16 protein-coding genes are annotated in these 16776 nt (G+C 36.4%); 10 read left to right on the forward strand and 6 right to left on the reverse strand.

What is annotated here, in order from left to right; translation table 11 throughout:
- Positions 1-171 precede the first annotated feature (171 nt).
- Together AC3RV6_RS09205 and AC3RV6_RS09210 are read left to right on the forward strand one after the other, a co-directional pair.
- Positions 172-573: a DUF4362 domain-containing protein gene (locus tag AC3RV6_RS09205; protein ID WP_489745745.1), complete on the forward strand. Its 402-nt coding sequence runs from the start codon at positions 172-174 to the stop codon at positions 571-573.
- Positions 574-718: 145 nt separating this feature from the next.
- Entirely contained in the window at positions 719-1153 is a 435-nt protein-coding gene (locus AC3RV6_RS09210; RefSeq protein ID WP_489745746.1) for a hypothetical protein, read from the forward strand.
- Positions 1154-1336: 183 nt separating this feature from the next.
- Here AC3RV6_RS09210 and AC3RV6_RS09215 read toward each other — a convergent pair.
- The 3 genes from AC3RV6_RS09215 to AC3RV6_RS09225 form a co-directional block, all read right to left on the reverse strand.
- A protein-coding gene (locus AC3RV6_RS09215) for an IS3 family transposase (protein WP_489745747.1) occupies positions 1337-2910 on the reverse strand; the annotation gives its coding sequence in 2 pieces (ribosomal slippage) (positions 1337-2268 and positions 2268-2910; 1575 coding nt in all).
- A gap of 93 nt (positions 2911-3003) precedes the next feature.
- A complete protein-coding gene (locus AC3RV6_RS09220) occupies positions 3004-3678 on the reverse strand; it encodes an ABC transporter ATP-binding protein (RefSeq protein WP_489745748.1) in 675 nt (224 codons plus the stop codon).
- Between the two features lies 1 nt (position 3679).
- Positions 3680-4714, reverse strand: coding sequence for an ABC transporter permease (locus AC3RV6_RS09225; protein WP_489745749.1), 1035 nt, complete (start codon positions 4712-4714; stop codon positions 3680-3682).
- Positions 4715-5256: 542 nt separating this feature from the next.
- Here AC3RV6_RS09225 and AC3RV6_RS09230 point away from each other — a divergent pair.
- From AC3RV6_RS09230 to AC3RV6_RS09250, 5 genes are all read left to right on the forward strand, one after another.
- A complete protein-coding gene (locus tag AC3RV6_RS09230) occupies positions 5257-5652 on the forward strand; it encodes a hypothetical protein (protein ID WP_489745750.1) in 396 nt (131 codons plus the stop codon).
- Positions 5653-5654: 2 nt separating this feature from the next.
- Positions 5655-7760 carry an MMPL family transporter gene (locus AC3RV6_RS09235; protein ID WP_489745751.1) on the forward strand — a complete coding sequence of 702 codons (2106 nt, stop codon included), beginning with the start codon at positions 5655-5657 and terminating at the stop codon, positions 7758-7760.
- 66 nt (positions 7761-7826) lie between these two features.
- Positions 7827-9746 (forward strand): ABC1 kinase family protein, encoded by a 1920-nt coding sequence (locus AC3RV6_RS09240; RefSeq protein ID WP_489745752.1) that lies wholly within the window; start codon positions 7827-7829, stop codon positions 9744-9746.
- Between the two features lie 929 nt (positions 9747-10675).
- Positions 10676-11107, forward strand: a complete 432-nt coding sequence (locus AC3RV6_RS09245) for a hypothetical protein (protein ID WP_489745753.1) — start codon at positions 10676-10678, stop codon at positions 11105-11107.
- 165 nt (positions 11108-11272) lie between these two features.
- Positions 11273-11869 carry a hypothetical protein gene (locus tag AC3RV6_RS09250; protein ID WP_489745754.1) on the forward strand — a complete coding sequence of 199 codons (597 nt, stop codon included), beginning with the start codon at positions 11273-11275 and terminating at the stop codon, positions 11867-11869.
- A 182-nt stretch (positions 11870-12051) separates the two neighbouring features.
- Here AC3RV6_RS09250 and AC3RV6_RS09255 read toward each other — a convergent pair whose 3' ends face one another.
- The gene (locus tag AC3RV6_RS09255) at positions 12052-12249 is read right to left on the reverse strand and encodes a Spo0E family sporulation regulatory protein-aspartic acid phosphatase (RefSeq protein ID WP_489745755.1); all 198 of its coding nucleotides are present in this window, start codon (positions 12247-12249) and stop codon (positions 12052-12054) included.
- Between the two features lie 540 nt (positions 12250-12789).
- Here AC3RV6_RS09255 and AC3RV6_RS09260 point away from each other — a divergent pair.
- From AC3RV6_RS09260 to istB, 3 genes are all read left to right on the forward strand, one after another.
- Positions 12790-12990 (forward strand): DUF6366 family protein, encoded by a 201-nt coding sequence (locus AC3RV6_RS09260; protein ID WP_489745756.1) that lies wholly within the window; start codon positions 12790-12792, stop codon positions 12988-12990.
- Positions 12991-13204: 214 nt separating this feature from the next.
- The gene (gene istA / locus AC3RV6_RS09265) at positions 13205-14746 is read left to right on the forward strand and encodes an IS21 family transposase (protein WP_489745757.1); all 1542 of its coding nucleotides are present in this window, start codon (positions 13205-13207) and stop codon (positions 14744-14746) included.
- A complete protein-coding gene (istB, locus tag AC3RV6_RS09270) occupies positions 14739-15491 on the forward strand; it encodes an IS21-like element helper ATPase IstB (protein WP_489745758.1) in 753 nt (250 codons plus the stop codon). The genes istA and istB overlap by 8 nt, the downstream gene beginning before the upstream one ends.
- A 153-nt stretch (positions 15492-15644) precedes the next feature.
- Here the strand turns inward: istB and AC3RV6_RS09275 are convergent, their stop codons facing one another.
- Together AC3RV6_RS09275 and AC3RV6_RS09280 are read right to left on the reverse strand one after the other, a co-directional pair.
- Positions 15645-16082: a disulfide oxidoreductase gene (locus tag AC3RV6_RS09275; protein WP_489745759.1), complete on the reverse strand. Its 438-nt coding sequence runs from the start codon at positions 16080-16082 to the stop codon at positions 15645-15647.
- Entirely contained in the window at positions 16082-16756 is a 675-nt protein-coding gene (locus AC3RV6_RS09280; RefSeq protein ID WP_489745760.1) for a DsbA family protein, read from the reverse strand. Before AC3RV6_RS09280 ends, AC3RV6_RS09275 begins: the two co-directional genes overlap by 1 nt.
- Positions 16757-16776 lie beyond the last annotated feature (20 nt).

The following is a 16776-nucleotide window of genomic DNA, read 5'->3' on the forward strand; positions in this document are numbered from 1 at the left end:
CTTCCTTCGCTACGCACCGTCCAGGGTCTCAAGGCTCACGCTAATCCTCTCGGAGTCGACGCCTACACTCCAAGCAACGGAGTGTATTATGTAAAAAGTATCTTCCGCAAACGGGCCAAATCATTGAAAAAGAACAGTAAATCTATTCCGTATTTTAGGAGGTTTAAGGTATTGAGAAGAGTATTATCTTTAATTTTATTTGCCGTTGTCTTGAGTGCTTGTAACCCAGTTAAGGATAGCGATATTGTATTCAAGCAAGAGGAAATAACAACTAATTTGGATAAACTTGAAGGGTTTATTCAAAATGTCGAAAATGGAAAAGAAGATAAAATACGTATTGTACGAAGAACTACAGAGGGCGATCCAATTTTTGATACTCTAGATTATAACGGAGAAAATATTAAGTATACGCATGATAATTCTCAGGATAAATTTGGAGGTTCCGATAAAGGAAAAGAAAGTGGAACTTGCGAAAATCTAGAAAGTGAAAAAAGTGCAAAAGGAAAGAAATACTACCTAACTGAATGTTCTTCTGAAATCGGAAAGTATTTCGACTTTATAATTCCAGAGTAAGTGTTCAATTATCGGGTGCGATTGTTGCATAAATTTTATGCCATTAACGGGCCATTTAATTGAGTAGGTTAGTTCAATAAGAGGTATTTTTAGAAGTGTGTTATGGAGATAATTCAATTCAATGTTCATTAGGGGGAGAGTTGATTTGAAGAAAATAATTACTTTATTATTTACACTAATGCTTTTAACAGCTTGTTCAGAAACTACGTACAATGATTATATATTTAGTGGGGAAAGTGAGCATTGGGAAGCTGAATACACCTATAATGGAACAGAAAAATGGGGAGAAAAAGACGGGCAAAGAACTTATTGGAACGAAGATGACTTTAGGTTTATATTAATATACAAAGGTTCTTTAGAAGAGTTGTCTTCATTACAAAAACTTGAATACTCCTATGAAACCAATAGTGGTAATGGGAGTGGCACTGAAGAGTTTACGGAACCTCCATCAACAGAAACATTTTCGTCTTCAGGTAGTGGAAAAGGCGTCGCAAAAGTACGTGAAGATGAAGTTATAAAAGTAAATGTAAAATGGGATGACTTTGCAGAGTCATTTGAACTGCATAATAAAAGTAAGTAACTCTTTTGAACTAATAGGTGCGTTTGTTGTAAATCAGCTGTATAGCACCGATTTTATAATCAAGGAAAGATAAAGATGCGAAGGGCATACTAGAGTGTTCCCTTTATCTATACTACTCAAAAACCTCCTACCCTAACGTGAACTGCTCCCTGTCAAGTAGACAGTGGAAATAATAAAAAATCGTTAAGCGGCTTGAGCTCTGTATTCTAAAGGGCTTAAGCCGTTTAATCGTTTTTGGTAACGACTTGTATTATAGAAGTGAATATACAAGGCGATGGCCTCTTCCAAATCCCTGTAAGTATGAAACTTGCTCAAATAATACATTTCACATTTCAAAGAACCCCAAAACCCTTCGATTGGCGCATTATCTAGACAACGACCAGGACGTGACATGCTATGGGTCATATTTGCCTTTTCTGTTGTTCGTTTAAAACCTTTTGATGTGTACTGATAACCACGATCGCTATGAATGAGTGGACGTGCCCCAAACGGCAGTCCCTGAATGGCTGGTTTTATCGTCTCAAACACGAGTGGATTATTATTCGAGCGACCAAATCGATAGCTAACGATTGATCCATCATACAAATCAATAATCGCACTCAAATAAGCCTTTTTCCCAACGCCATATTTGAATTCCGTCACATCCGTACACCATTTTTCGTTTGGCTTGTCTGCTTTAAATTCACGATTCAATAGATTGTCTGCGACATGATCAGCCTTTGTTTTACGATAACCTTTTCGTTTTCGGCGAATCACCGACTGTAAATTATGTGTAGACATAATTCGGTAAATGCGCTTCTCATTAATTAGGGGTTGATTAGCCAATGCCCGATAACGATTAATCGTTAACGTCACACGACGATAGCCATATATGCCTTTTACTTGTTGCGCAAGTAATTGAATCCCGACCCATAGACGGTCATTTTCCAGCTCCCTCGCTGGAGCTGTTCGATGAAGCCATTTATAGTACGCAGCACGCGAAACATCCGCGATTTCGCAAAGTAAACTGATTGCCAGCCGTGCTTCTTTATGCAGCTCTTGAATCGCTAGATAGCGCTGTTGTAATCGGATTTGACTTAGCGATGCCTCCTTTCGATTTCCTCTAACTTTTTTAAAAATAGATTTTCCCCGCGTAATCGTTCATTTTCACGCCCAATTCGTTTGATTTCTACTTGTAGTTTTTCTTCCGCTGTTAACTCAATTACTTCTTTGGTACGTCCACGGCGATCGTGTAAACCAGCTTCACCAACGGCTTCAAATTTCTTTACCCATTGGTAAGTCTGTTGGTACGAAACTCCGTATGTTTCGGATGTTACTTGATAATTTTTCTGATGTCTTAAACAATGATCAACAATTTGGATACGTTCTTCAAGAGTTGTTTTTCTTCCCTTAGTCATAGTTCGGCTCCTTCCTTTACCCGAATCTTTTACCTCACTATGACTAGTATACTTTTTTACCCATGCTCTTAAAACAGAACCATCGCTAATATTATACTTTTCCAAAACCTCAATAAGCGTAAAGTCATTGGATAGAAGGTCTTCAACTGCGTACATCTTCAATTCTTTCGAATATTTTTTCCAAGTAGTCGACTCGATTAGCCCATCCAATCCATCTTGATCAAATTTCATCCTCCATCGATGAATCGTGCTTTTAGTGACAGAGAACTTTTCACATAATTCTCTTTGAGAATAGTCCCCTTCATTTAACAGCTGAAGAACTTGTAGTTTCACTTCAACGGAATGTTTACTTCTGGCCATAAAAAATACTCCCCTTAGGTCAACAGATTTTATTTTTTAATCTGTCTACCTTATGGGGAGCATATCAACGTTCTGGGTAAGAGGTTTTTGATGCTAGTCGATTAAGCCATCTTTCATCGTAACGATACGGTCTGCGTACGGTAACATTTCTTCGTCATGCGTAACCATCAGTGTTGTGATTTTTAACGTTTTAGTTAGATTACGGATGATTTCCATCACTTCTTGTGAACGTTTAGAATCTAGACTTGCTGTAGGTTCGTCCGCAAAAAGCATTTTCGGTTGATGGATTATGGCACGTGCAATTGCAACACGTTGTTTTTCGCCACCAGATAGGGAAGACGGGTAAGCATCTTTTCGGTGAGACATCCCAACAAGATCTAACACTTTTGCTACTTCTTGCTTTTGCTGTTTTTTATTCAATTTTGTTTCGGCCACATCTAACATAAGCAACAACTGATCTTCCGCTGTTAAGAAGGGAACAAGGTGAGAGGACTGAAAGATAAATCCAAAATCGCTTGAACGAATTTTACGGATTTCTTCTTGGCTCATTTTTGTCATGTCATGACCTTTAAAAAGTACTTGTCCATCACTTGCTTTCTGTAATCCTGCAGCAATTGTGAGGATGGTCGATTTACCTGAACCAGAAGGACCAACAAGAGCAGTGATTTCGCCCTCGTTCAACTCTAAGTCGATACCTTTCAATATCTTTTCACTAACATCACCCGTTTTGAACGTTTTTTCTACATCGTCAATTGTGAAAATCGCCATCTTACATCTCTCCTTGTTGGATTGCCTGTAATGGTTCCACTTTTTTGATTTGGAAACCTGAGATTGTCGCTCCAATGAAGCCAATCACTAAGAATACACCGGATAATAACAAGGTCGTCTCAATTGGTAGGCTGAATGGCATTCCTGCAGGCGCAATCATACTGAATAGCTGGCTTAATGCACCTGATAAAACGAGAGAAACAGCTGTAATGAGTATCATTTGGTACCACATCATTGCGAATAAAGCGCTCGTTTTAACACCAATCGCTTTCAAAATTCCATACAATCCGATTTTCTGAACGTTCATCATATAGAAGAAAATCGCAAATAACATACCACTGATGACCACAAGGAACCAGATAATCATATTGAGTGACATCTGCTCTGCTCCATAACTTGGAATTGTACCTAAAAACTCTTTATTACTAAATGCTTCGAGTCCATTAATAGAGTCGGGACTATCTGATCCTGGGATAAATACTGTTTGCATTTCGTTTACCCGATAGATCTCTTGATAGTTTGTCATGCTAATGAACGCAACAGGTGCATGGCTATATTTTTGTTTCTCTACGAAACCAGTAACTTTGAACTCGCCGCTAAATTGATTGTTTGTCAAAATGTCTCCGACTTTGATGCCATCGTCTTTCAGCGAAGCATCTAACACGACTTCATTTTCTTTGACGTTTGGAAATAGTTTACTTTCAGTAGATGTTACAAACGCAACACTGTGCTGTTTGTCTTCTGCATCATTGACAAAGCCCATTTGAATGGACATTGCTGTGGCACCTTTATAGTCCGTCAGCAATTTTTCTTGTTGATCGATATCAATTTTTGAAAGATTATACGTTTGCTTCGCATCTTCATTCAAATAGAATTGACCGTTTGGTACATTTTTAATAAGGGCAGCATTGTCTTCCGACAGGCCATTTGCTAACCCCGATATGATGAAAGTCAAGAAACTGACCAAAAAGATGATCGAACCGAGTATCAGGAATTTCATTTTACTTTTTTTAACTTCTTTCCACGCCATTTGCATGGGAAACACCTCCGTTTTGAATAACTTCAGTGTAAGTCCTCAACATGAACGCTACATTAACATAACATTACAAACGGATTGGTATTCAATCTTATTCTAGAAAAAGGTTACAATGGTGCGTCCTCTATATACTCGAGGTTTTTCAACTTCCTAAGCAAGAGAAAAACATTCAGAAAATAATAGTTACATCATTATCCATTTGATAGCGAGTCTCTATAAAATCCTCAAATTATTTATGCCCCTTAAAATAGAAGGAAGTGTGATAATTTTGAGGGTGTAAATTTTGTTATTACATTTGTGAAAAAATACAAAAATTTTAATTGGCTACTATTGATCGTGTGTTCAGCAGATTACTCTCTATAATTACTGAAGGAATTAATCAAAAAAAGATTATTCAATAGTTTCTTTGAAATATGTTGAACAATGGGAATACATATGAAATAGCACAACTAAATCACCGAATTTTTAATCCTTCGTTCATACTCCGTTCATGTTGGATGTATATGGTAAGAGTATCACATGAAAACAGGAGGTAATACTGTATGCAAGAAAAATGGAGTTTGCGGCTTATTCGTATTGCAGCAATATTTGGTTTGATTGGAACAATATTAGGTTCACATATGGCGGGATCAGGTTCTTACGCATTCCGTCCAATTCACGCACATATTTTATTAGTCGGTTGGCTGTCGATGTTCGCATGGGGTGTATTTTATCGAATCTATAAAGTACGTGCGAAAAAGCTTATTGCAGCACACGGCTGGACTGCAATTATCGGTTCAATTGGACTTACAACAGGTATGTGGCTGCAATTTATGAAACCGTTCGGTGTGAATGATACATTGGCACTCATCTTCTATATCGTAGGAGGAACAATTTTACTTGTTAATTTTGCATTATTCGTTCTTATTACATTTTTAACTGAAAAGGGTGGGAAATGATGATGGCAAAAGGAAAACGTATATGGTGGTTGTCAGTAAGTATTTGGATAGCATTAATGGTAATACTATCGGGGGGTGCGCCTGGAGCAAAGGAGTTCGTTCAGGCTAATAAAGATGCAGGGCTTCCTGCAGATGCTGAATCAATTATTGCAGATCGACAGTTAGAGAAATATTTCCCTTCTGAGGGCGGTATGCCTTTATTTGCAGTGTTTCATAATGAAGATGGATTGACGGAAGAAGATGTCCTATCCTACGCAGAAGCGCTTGAATCGCTTGAAACGGAATCGTCTTATGGGATAGTCGATGTCATTCCATTGACTGAACTGAAACCTGAGCAACGTGCATCTTTTTTAGCCGAAAATGAAAAAACATTTTTCGTTCCAATTACATTGCCAAAAGGGCTGGAAGGAAAAGACTTACACGAGCTCGTTGTGTCTATCAAAAGAGAGGTAGCTAAAAAGATTGACAGTGATGTCGAAGTATCATGGACTGGACCAGCGGGAATTGCATCAGACGCAATTGAATTGTTCAGTCAGGCTGACATCGTATTATTATTGTCAACAATCGGATTAATTTTGGTCTTGTTACTGATTATCTATAGATCACCTTTACTAACACTTATCCCTCTCATTGGTGCTGCAATTGTATACGCAGTTGTGGATAGAGTGATTGGCTTATCAGCATCTTCAGGATTGTTTACAGCAGAAAGTCAAGCGCTGTCCATCATGACAATCTTGTTATTTGCAGTCGTGACAGATTATTCGTTACTCATCTTTTCACGTTATCGTGAAGAATTGAAAAGGCATGAGTCCGTCAACGAGGCAATGCGAGAAACAATGCGGCACGTTCGCGAACCAATATTCTTTAGTGGAAGTACAATCGTTCTTGGTATGGCAACGTTATTCTTCTCAATTTACGAGCCTTATCGTAACTTCGCGCCTGTGTTTGCAATTGCAGCTGGAGTAATGCTGATTGCGGGACTAACGTTGTTACCAGCACTCTTTGCGTTAATTGGTCGAAAAGCATTTTGGCCACTAGTTCCTAAGTTCGGCGAGGAGACGGTTGAAAAGAAAACGATATGGGGTAAAGTAGCAAATATCGTAACGAAAAAACCATTGTTGTTCATGATTCCGATAATGCTTCTGCTACTATTAGGTGCATGGAATGTTACAAACATTGACGAGTCGTATGATATGATTGAATCCTTCCCAGAAGACCTCTCGTCTCGTATCGGTTATGAGCATCTAGGAGAATCTTTCTCTCAAGGAAGCCTAGCACCAGGGACACTGTTATTTGTTTCTGATGAAAAGCTTGACATGGAAAAGCTAACGACAGTTGTCGAAAAGATTGAAAGCAAGTCGGGTATCGATAAAGTCACCGTTCAAAGTAATCCAATTACGGAAGATGGAAAGAATGCAAAGTTCTCCGTGACGTTTGCTGGAAATCCATATAGTGTAAAAGCATTCGACACCGTACTTGAACTTCGTAATGAAAGCGATTTAATGTTAAGTGAAGCTGGCATAGCGGATACACAGTTGTTTATTGCAGGTGAAAGTGCAAAGAATGCAGATCTACGAGATATTAACACCCGTGATACATGGCTTGTGATGATTGCAATGACTGTTCTGATTACGATTATGTTAGGTCTGCAGACACGTTCCATTATTGCACCTATTTATATGATGGGTACGATTTTGCTGTCCTATGCTGCGACGCTTGGTTTGTCTATGGTTTTGTTTAGCTTGTTTTTAGATTTGGATACCCTAAGTTATCGAATTCCGTTGTACGCATTCGTATTCCTTGTCGCCCTAGGGGTCGATTATTCGATTATGCTGATTGCGCGAATACGGGAAGAGATGAAAGTTTTACCTTTTGATGAAGCGGTACGCCGTGGAGTTGAAAAGACAGGTGGCGTCATCAGTTCTGCCGGTCTAATCTTGGCTGCGACTTTCTTGGTTCTGGCAACAATGCCTATTTATGAATTGAAGTTGTTCGGAATCATTATGGCAATCGGGATTTTGATTGACACATTTATCGTTCGTCCGCTTCTAATTCCAGCGATTTTGATAGTCCTTGGAAAATGGAGTTTTTGGCCGAAGAAACTATAACTACTACAATAAAACGCCACTCGGTTTGTAAGGAGTGGCGTTTTATACCCTATAGGAGGAGAACGTATGATTTATGCAGTACTATTATTTATACTATTTAGCTTTATAAGTTACAGGTTGATTGGAAGCGATTCATCAAAAAGCAATGCATTTTTATCTTCATTACTCTCCTTTCTTTTTTCAAGTGCAATTTATTATGTATTTCATTTGAAAGATAGCCTAAATCATAATTTTATTCAATTTGATCACTTTACGTTTTTATACTTTTTAACATTAATCGTTGTTGCTATGGGATTCACATTACTGCTGGAAATGATGAAAGATGGAAAAAAGATAGTTCTACATGAAGTTTCACCGAATCCAATTGATAGAGTAAAGATATTTTTTAAAACAAAAATTAGATATATAGGCTTATTGTTAATCATCGCACGAAACGGCTTACTGAAAAGTTCATTACAGACAAATAAAGAGTTAAGACATTCTCAAACCGCAAAAGCATTCAAAAGTACATTGGAGGAAGCTGGCGGGGTATTTATTAAATTCGGCCAATTCCTATCGACGCGATCAGATTTGTTTTCAAAATCTTTTATTGAAGAACTTGCACAATTGCAAGAAAATGCACCGAGTATTCCAAGTGAAATAATTAAAGAAATTATAGAAGAGCAGCTGAAGCTTCCTTTAGATCAACTCTTTCATTCTTTTGATGAAAAGCCCTTAGCAGCAGCGTCAATTGCTCAAGTGCATAAGGCGCAGTTGAAAAGTGGTGAAGAGGTTGTTGTGAAGATTTTAAGACCAGATCTGAAAAAACAGCTAACCGTTGATATAATGATTTTACAAAACTTTGCGGTTCTATTAGCAACTAAAACAGCATGGGCGAAGCAAATTGGAATCATTGGATTAGCGAATGGATTTATTCAAAACCTCTTAGAAGAAATAGACTTTTCAATAGAACTTGGAAATATGAAACAGATGAAACAAGCGAGTGGAACTACAGTTTATATTCCGCAAGTGTTTGAAGAATACTCCAATTCCAATATACTTGTTATGGAATTTTTAGATGGAGTCAGCATCAATAAGGTTGAAACTCTGGTAAGTGAAACGGAAATAGATCGTGAAAAATTTGTGAATGATATATTTCAGGAAATGTTGGCTCAAATCTTTGATAAGGGTGTATTTCATGGTGATCCTCATCCAGGAAACATCTATATCTTAAAAAATGGACTCCCTGCTTTTATTGACTTCGGATCTGTTGGAAGGCTCTCGACAATACAGAGAAGTGGCTTCAAATGGCTTCTAATAGGCATAAATAGAAAGAATGCAGAATGTATGGTAACAGGACTAAAAAGTCTTCTAGAAAACAGTGAAGAACTGAATACAAGAAAGATGGAACAATTGCTTAGCCAGTTCTTAATTGATCATACATTTGAAGGGGACATCATGGATGATATGGGCACGGAACTATTTGCCATCATGAGTCAACAAGGGTTGCAATTTTATCCGAGTGTTGCAGGAGCGTTCAGAAGCTTAATTACTCTGCAAGGCAGCCTTCAAACGATGAGCTCCAGTTTTAATCTATCAGAAATGATTGATATCTATGTGAAAAGTAAAATGACAATGAAGAGCGTAAAAGAGATAATCTCTGGAAATATGGAAGATGACCTGCTGAATATTTTGCCAAAAGTTAAGGCGTTCCCTAAGAAGATAGAGAATATTATTCAAAAGGTTGAAAATGGGGATTTGACATTCAGAATGTCACTCTTTTCAGATGAAGCAAATGTGAAATTCGTCAATTCAGTGTTGTCTCTAATTTTTATGGGTTTTTCAGGTCTGGCATTTGGACTAATTTCGTTGGGGGCGCTATTTTTAGCGCAGACAGAAGCACCAAACGGGTATTCCTTTTTAAATGTCTTTGGATATGCAGGCTTAGGGTTGAGCGTTATAATGCTGATCCGTGTCACGATTCAAAGTATGAGAAGAAAACAATAAATAAAAGATAGTGACCAAAGAAGAATCCACTGATAAATTTGCGTTTTAATTTTGTATAATTTTTATATCGAATTTCTTATCGTACCTTTGTTATTAAAGTTAGTACCAACTTCAAATTAAAGCATAGCATCACTCTTTAATAATCTAACGTTAATTTGAACATTTTTTGCCCACTTTGCTCAGTCTATTGAATTAAGCTCTCAAATCTACTCACGGCCGTCTGGATAAGAAATGTTTTCTTTTTCTGAGTAACCTGCATCTCCCAGAACTAAATACTGGTCAGATATTATTGATGCAGTGGCCACTTTGTTCATTGCTAAAGTGGTTCTTATCGTTGTTACAATCTTATTAAACGCACTCACTTTAGTTTATGTCGAGTTAGAAGGGCAAATTGAAGCCTTAAGCTTCTTCTCGTATTCGCACAATTTTGAGCTTTAAAAAGCAGAACGATAATGCGGACTTAAATATAAATGTATTGTTAATAGAAGAATGGACAAGCGCATTACTGGTCGGTATTAAAATGTTAAGAATCTAAGAATGGGAGTTTTGAATTTGAATTTATTTAACAACGGATTGAAAATTTTTCTTATAGGTTCCTTGATGCTATTTATACATCGATTAGTTGCAGAAGTAGTTAGATTTGATTCAGGAATTAAACAAACTTTACATTTCAATTTCCTTTTGTACATACCATCTATATCCTTTGTCGTGATAGGTATTTTTCTTATGTTACTATCATCAATGAATTATAAAACGTAAATTGAGAGGTCATAAAGTGAATAGCCAAACTTCATGCAACAAACGGGTGCGATTGTTGCATAAATTTTATGCCATTAACGGGCCAGATTGTGTAGAAAATAAAGCTTTTGCACGATTTAGCACTAATCTGAAGCAGATTTAAACTACTATTCGAAGGAGAAAGGTTTAGGGTGAATATCATAAAAAAGAAACCCTTGATTTTCTTGTTGGGAATTATTGTGGTGTTAATCTTTGGAGTGATTTGGTATAACAGTCCACTAAAGTTAATAAAACTAAATTCAGATGATGTATCAGAAATCATTATATTTGATGGAAATACAGGCACATCGTTCAATATCACAGAGAAAAGTGACTTAGCTTATATTATAAAGAATCTGAATGATGTTAAGTTAAAAAGAGGGAAAGTATCTATTGGCTCCTTGGGCTATTCTTTTAAAATGACAATATATTTAACAAATGGAGAAGAAGCAAATGGTTGGAATAATTTCATTATCAGTTCTAAAGACGCGATTCGAAAAGACCCCTTTTTTTATAATGTAGTCGAAGGCAGTATAGATTATCAATATATTAATAAGATAATTCAAGAAAGCAGTAACGAGTAGGATTCAAAGTCTGGTTATCCTAGAAACGGGGGCGATTGTGACACAAATTTTATGCCATTAACGGGCCACTTTGTTTAAGAAATGAGCTTGAAAAGACTAGCGTTTTCTGTTGATGTTATAATAATTAAAATTGTAGTTCAGATATAAAATTGAGGAGGGGATAAAATGAAGCAAACGCCGTTTGAACGTCCAACGAGCCATTATGATGAACAACTTTACCCTATAGACGAACAAATTTGTGCTTTATTAAAACAACGTAAGGATCTCTCAAACGATAATCCCGGGTTTCCATCTGAAGACGCTATCTCTAAGTGGGCTACAAAGTACGATCTATATGAAGATTATTTAAGTTCCTTTTTCGGGACGCTAAGAATGGAAGAACTTTTTAGACCTCGTGTTGAACCGACTGGATTTAGAAAGCATATCCCTGTTTTAAAATCTGTTGAAATAGATGAGCGTTTATATTCGATCACCTTTATACGGCAGTATGAGAATGCGAGCGTTATAAATCTTAATGTCGATTGGGATGGTATAAATGATTCACCGCACATGCATGAGCAGGGTGATTTTGAATTATCTTTAGGAGCACAGTATGATTGTCGGCAAGATGGTGGAAGCGGATCCACAGGCTATTTCAAATACAGCTATATTGTTTCTCCACCATTACCTGACGATTTTTCAGGACTGGAGTTAGTTGTCAAAGAATATAGTGACCATTTTAAGGAGAAGCCAACGGGTATAGAGTTTGTAATTCATTTATAAGAAGTTTAACTATCGGGTGCAATTCTTTAACAAGGATTTGCACCCTTTTTTAGTAATGGGCCACATTGTGAAGGTGGGGGAAATCTGATCCTCTTTCTTTTGTGCAGTTTCCGTATTCAGAGGATCAGTACTTCTGATAGTGGGATTGGTCTTTGATTTAAATAAAAATACTTTCCATAATTTCATTTATTCGAATAGGATAGACTTGAATCTTCGGTGGAGTAGTTTTCTAGATATCTATTTAGCAGTACATCCAATTCTTGACTGTACGAGACAACAAGAGGATGCGTATACCCAAAAACTTTTGCTCTTCTATACATGACTTTTCTTTTAATTCCAATCTGAAACAATAACTTTTTTTCATCAAATAGCCTTTTCACAGATCTTCCTCCATATAATATATTCAGCTTCAAATTATGCGGTATATATCTAGTAGATTCAGAAGCAATGAGTACATCGTACAAGATACTGTTTAAAAAGAATGTCGTATTATGTTGAAAATATAATAAGTCATAAATTTGTCGAAATTTGAAGGAATACACACCGAGATATTTGACTTTCAAAGTTTCCGATGGAAAAACTTTTTCAACTAGTTTAAGAAAATTAAAGCATTCGTTAGTAAAGTTATCTATTGTACAAGTTCGATAGTTTTTCCCATAAATTGCACAAGGGGTTGCCTGTCAGAATCAACAGCCGAGAATTGTTGTTATGTCAACCTGTGTTGCATATTGGATGAATAGGAAGGTACAGTCAAACTAGTTTGTATTAAGTATCAATTTTTGAGGTGTTGTTGTGCCACATTCGGGGGGCATTAACAGTAGAAGGTTAGTGCCTTAATCGGGCCATTTAGTGCAAGAAGGTATTAACTATAAATTATAGAATCTTTACAATAGAAGCTATTTGCAGGGGGGGGGATTAGTTTGAATAATCACCATGAAACGCCTGAAGAAAAAAGAGAACGATTAAGACAAAGTGAATTAAAAAATAATCCCACTGGTTCTCTAAACGATGGATTAAATAGAGGGATTGGTGGCAATTTAACTGGTATGGGTATTAAGGATACACTGATATTAATTGTTGTTTTAATAGTTGGATATGTTTTATATAAACTGTTTTTTTAAGATTTCACTTAATCTTCTTCAAGTATCGGGGGCGATTGTTGAACATCAAAAGCCTAATTTCCCTAGCGTTTAAAAGGGGAATTAGGCTTTATTATTTATTTCTGGTGTATATGGTAACTTAAAAGTGAGCCACCATAGCACTTGAAAACTGAGCCACTTTTGATAGAAAATAACCCTAGATCTATATTAGGGGGAATTATCAGGAGTGATTACATTGAATGATAAACAGAAAATTATTAAATTGTATTTGGAAGGTTTAAGTAAGAGAAAAATAGCAAAAGAATTGAAGAAATCCAGAAATACAGTTGATAAATATATTAAGCTTTTCGAACAAAGCAAACATATAGATACTCGTAATCTTCCGATTACTGAAGACATCATGAAGCCTCCGACTTACAAAAAAAGAAAAGGTAGAAAACCAGTTTTAACGGAGGAAATCAAAAATATATTACGAGGTTATATAAAAGAGAACAAATGGAAAAGAAATCATTACATGACAAAGCAACAAATGAAAATAGTTGATATGCATGAAAAGCTCGAAGATGCGGATTTCGCTATTAGCTACACTACTGTACGAAACTTTGTGAATGAAGAGAATGAAAAATCAAAGGAAGTATATATCCGAAGACATTCTAAACCAGGGTACGAAGTAGAATTTGACTGGGGAGAGGTAAAGCTACAAATAGACGGTAAGATTAAAAGTTATTCCCTAGCAGTATTTACTTTAGCCCACAGTAATTATCGATTCGCTATGCTTTATGAATCTGAAACACGTGTCTGCGTTCTAGATGTTCATACAAACTTTATTGATCATGTAGGCTTCATACCGACGGTATTTACTTATGACAACATGAGAACAGTCGTTAAATCATTTGTTGGAAATGAAAAAGTTATAACAGATAGTATGGTGAATTTATCAAACTACTACAATTTTAAAATTAGGTTATGTCAAGCTAGAAGAGGAAATGAAAAAGGTCACGTAGAACGAAGTGTTGAATTTATTCGAAGGAAGACATTTTCTTCACAATTTACTTTTACTAGTTTGAAAGAAGCTGAAGAATACCTGTCAGTTGTTCTGGAGAAGCTAAATAACCGAAAACATCATGAACATAAAATTAGTCATAAGAAATTGATGGAGAATGAAAAAGCTGTATCAAGTCCTGCAATCGCACCTTTCGATGCCACAGACTTCATAGAGTGCCGGGTTGATAAATATAGTACTGTAACAATCAACCAAAATCGTTATTCTGTTCCAGAAGGTCACGTAGGTAAGCATATAAAGGCTAAAGTAGGAGCAAAGAGAATTAAATTATTTATAGACGGAGAATTAGCAACTGAGCATTTACGTAGCTGGGGTTTACATCAGTGGATTATGAATATTAATCACTTTCTAAAAACATTTGAAAAGAAAAAAGGTGCCATAGCTCAAAGTGAATGTTTGAGGCAGGCACCAACGCAAATAAAAAACTTATACAATGACCATTATATCGGAAAAGAGAAAGAATTCATAGAGTTACTTCTTTACATAAAGGAAAATAACAGACTAGAAGAAGTTTTAAGTGCAGTTAATAAACTAAATAATATTAGATTAGGCTATGTAAGTACTGAACGAATCCTTTTCATCTGTGAGCAATCGCCAACGGCGAATATTGATGATTTAAATCGTGATGAAACGACAAACCAATCAGAAAACAATATGCGAGCATATGCAAATATGTTTGAGCAAACAGAGAAAGAAGGCGTTTATTGTGGATAAAAAAGAGAAAGTAATTGAGATGTGTAGGGAGCTTCGTCTCCCTAGTATTAGGAGTATGGCTAAAGATGAAACATCGTTTGAGAATCCTACTTTAGCATATGATGTGTTATATCAAGTGCTTGTACAGGAACAAAAAGATCGTTTCTTACGTGCAAAACAAAATCGAATCCGTGCAGCTAATTTTCCTCAAAGAAGGTTACTAGAAGAAATTGTTCACGATGCTTTACCTGATCAAGCAAAGCAAAAGTTGCCTCATTTAAAATCATTAGATTTTATCAAAGAAGGACAAAATTTAATTTTAACAGGATCTCCAGGCACCGGAAAAACTCACATTGCCATAGGACTTGGAATGGAAGCATGTCTCGCGGGATACAGAGTGTTTTTTGCGACAGTGCCTTCACTAGTGAACCAACTAAAAGAACATCGTTCAGAACGAACGCTTCGATCTTTTGAGATGAAATTTGAAAAATATGATTTGGTTATCCTTGATGAGTTAGGATATATTTCTTTTGATAAAGAAGGAGCAGAATTATTATTCTCGCATCTTTCCTTACGAGCAGGAAGAAAATCAACAATTATAACAAGCAATTTATCTTTTTTAAAATGGCAAGAGGTTTTTCATGATCCAGTATTAACCGCTGCATTAACAGATCGCTTAACTCATAAATCTCATGTTTTAAATATGAATGGGCCCTCTTTTAGAATGAAAGAAACGGAAGAATGGATGAAATCTGGTGCTAATTAACGTGGCTCAAAATTGAATTGCGAAATGGCTCACTTTTCACTTGCGAAATACATCTGGTGCAAAATAGCATCTAGAATAGGTGAAAATTAACTCTGAAAGTAATAAACATAGTCGCGACAACAGTGGCTTCTATGGCTCCTTTAGAAATGTTCTTTACTCAATTGATTTCTTTGGTTTGATTAAAAACATACAGAAAGCAATAATTACAAATGCCACTAACGCTAAAAATGGTATCGTTATAAACCCGAACCAGTTTATATATTGAGAACTGCAAGGTACACCACTCACGCACGGCTTGATTCCACCAAATCCCGGTATCTTCTGCTCTAAATAATGCATGAGCGATATACTTCCTCCAATAAGCGCTAACGGAAGCACGAACTTCTTAACAGAACTGTCATTTAGGAAAGTTCCAATCCCTAATATCAAAGTTAGTGGGTACATGAAAATCCGCTGATACCAACATAGCTCACATGGAATATACCCTTTAATTTCACTGAAGTATAAGCTCCCAAACGTAGCGACTAATGAAACAACCCAAGCACCGTATAAGAAAAGCCCTTGCGGTGCAGATTTCATTTTATATCCCATTAGTTTTTATCCTTCAACTCTTGTTCTATTACTGCCTTGATAGCTTCATAATCAAAGGGATTCTCCAACATTTTCCCATTAATCACAATAGACGGAGTCATTGAAACACCGGATTCTCTTACTAAATCTTCATCGATTTTAACACTTTCCATAGTCGCTTGCTGTTCCATGTCTTCTTTTAACAGTGCTTGGTCAATCTCAGGAAATGCACTTGCAATTTCAAGAATCTTTTCGGGTGTTATCCATAATCCATCATGATTTTCTACTGGTTGTGCATCAAATAGTGCCTGATGGAATGCCCAATACGCATCGGAGTTTCGCTCATAAACGGATTCAGCTGCAATCGACCCTAAAGTCGATTCTTTACCGTGGAATAATACGTTCACAAATGAAAATTTAACTTGACCTGTTTCGATATAATCATTAACTAGCTTTGGATAAATCTTTTCACCCCATGTTTTACATGATGGGCATTTAAAATCACCAAATTCTACTACCGTTATCGGAGCATCTTTCTTTCCAAATGACGGCTGCCCAGTGACATCAATTTGCTTTGTTTCTGTGGGCAATGATTCTTCTTTATTGCTGAATACAGCGACTGCGGCCAAAATAATTACTACTACCAGTGTTACTAAAACTATAAATTTCATATTTAAATTCTTATTCTGTCTCATTAAATACCTCTTCTCTATTA

Source organism: Sporosarcina sp. So3-204 (assembly GCF_058068165.1).

Bases quoted from the DNA above. Each gene is read 5' to 3' on its own strand.
- AC3RV6_RS09235 (WP_489745751.1), top strand. From the start codon at position 5,655: ATGGCAAAAGGAAAACGTATATGGTGGTTGTCAGTAAGTATTTGGATA.
- AC3RV6_RS09220 (WP_489745748.1), bottom strand. From the start codon at position 3,678: ATGGCGATTTTCACAATTGACGATGTAGAAAAAACGTTCAAAACGGGT.
- AC3RV6_RS09230 (WP_489745750.1), top strand. From the start codon at position 5,257: ATGCAAGAAAAATGGAGTTTGCGGCTTATTCGTATTGCAGCAATATTT.
- AC3RV6_RS09275 (WP_489745759.1), bottom strand. From the start codon at position 16,082: ATGGGATATAAAATGAAATCTGCACCGCAAGGGCTTTTCTTATACGGT.
- AC3RV6_RS09240 (WP_489745752.1), top strand. From the start codon at position 7,827: ATGATTTATGCAGTACTATTATTTATACTATTTAGCTTTATAAGTTAC.
- AC3RV6_RS09250 (WP_489745754.1), top strand. From the start codon at position 11,273: ATGAAGCAAACGCCGTTTGAACGTCCAACGAGCCATTATGATGAACAA.
- AC3RV6_RS09225 (WP_489745749.1), bottom strand. From the start codon at position 4,714: ATGCAAATGGCGTGGAAAGAAGTTAAAAAAAGTAAAATGAAATTCCTG.
- AC3RV6_RS09280 (WP_489745760.1), bottom strand. From the start codon at position 16,756: ATGAGACAGAATAAGAATTTAAATATGAAATTTATAGTTTTAGTAACA.